This window comes from Halorubrum sp. SS7 (assembly GCF_005435055.1).
In the GTDB taxonomy this organism is placed as follows: Archaea; Halobacteriota; Halobacteria; order Halobacteriales; family Haloferacaceae; genus Halorubrum; species Halorubrum salinarum.
This window is the reverse complement of record NZ_SGXV01000062.1, coordinates 1-1215: the sequence shown is the minus strand read 5'-3', so window position 1 is coordinate 1215 and position 1215 is coordinate 1. Positions and strand designations below refer to the sequence as shown.

Below are 1215 nucleotides of genomic sequence, written 5' to 3'. Positions count from 1 at the left end.
CGAGCGTGCCGCTGACGCCCTGCGGCGCCCGATCGAGACCGGCGACCCGGCTACTGAGACGATACGAATCGGGGCGGATGACAGCGAAGTCACGTGGATAGATCTACACACCGTTGCGAGTGATGCGGGTAATAGCTCTGCCAGTGTGCTGGCGATGGGGCGAGACGCGACGAAGCGCTCCGAGCGTGTGAATGGGCGTCGAAACTGTTTGATCAGGGCCCGCTGCTGTTCGTTCAAACTCGGGCCGTTGGCGGCGAAGCAGTCATTGAGGCCTGTGACCAGTCGTTTTCCGACGCGCTGGGGTACGAGCGCGAGGCGGTGGTTGGACAGCCGCTCAGCGAGTTTTATGACGATAGCTCGACTGATTCGCTCCAGTCAGACGGCTACGAACGCGCGCTTAGCGGCGATCTCACCGTCGCAGAACGCATGCTCGTGACGACGGACGGTGATACGGTCCCATGTCTGTTACGGGCGATCCCGCGCACCATCGACGACGAGGTTGTAGGTACCGATGTGCTGTTCATCGATATCTCTGAACGCGAGAAGTACACTCGGCGACTGGAGGCAGTGTTTAACAGCCCGCACCAGTTTACCGCGTTAGTCCGCCCCAACAAAATCGTGACTGACGTGAACGACACGCTGGTGGCACGCATCGGTGTTGATCGGTCGACAATAGTTGGTGAACCAATCGACAAATTCCCGTGGCTGGACCTTGACCCGAACCACGGACTCACGGTTTGTGAGGCGGTCAACCGCGCGGGTGGCGGTGAACTCGTCCAGACCGAAGGAGAACTACAGGGTCCAGATGGTCTCGCACGCATCGAGGTGTGGTTCAAGCCGATTCGTAACGCCGCTGGTGAAATCACGCTGATCGCCGTTGAGGGGAAAGATATCACCGTGAAGACGCGACAGCGACAGCATTTACAGGTGTTCCAGCGGGTCGTCCGACACAACGTCCGCAACGATTTAAACAAGCTCGTGGGATGGACGACGATACTCGCCGAGGAACCGGACGCTGACTGTCGTCAGGATCATCTCCGCCGACTGACGCGTATATTCGACGGGTGGGAACGACTTACGAACAAAATGCAGGTGATTGATCGCGCGATACGGGAGATACCACACGACGAGTCGACCGTTAACATCGCTGAGGTCACTGAAACGGCCGCAACGGCGGTACGGGATGACTACTCGGACGCAACGATCGCTGTCTCT

1 protein-coding gene is annotated in these 1215 nt (G+C 58.8%); it reads left to right on the top strand.

Features of this window, described 5'->3' with window-relative positions; all coding sequences use genetic code 11:
• Window positions 1-204: 204 nt before the first annotated feature.
• Window positions 205-1215, top strand: a 1011-nt coding sequence (locus EXE44_RS16445) for a PAS domain-containing protein (RefSeq protein ID WP_158293481.1), incomplete at its 3' end; no start/stop codon positions are given.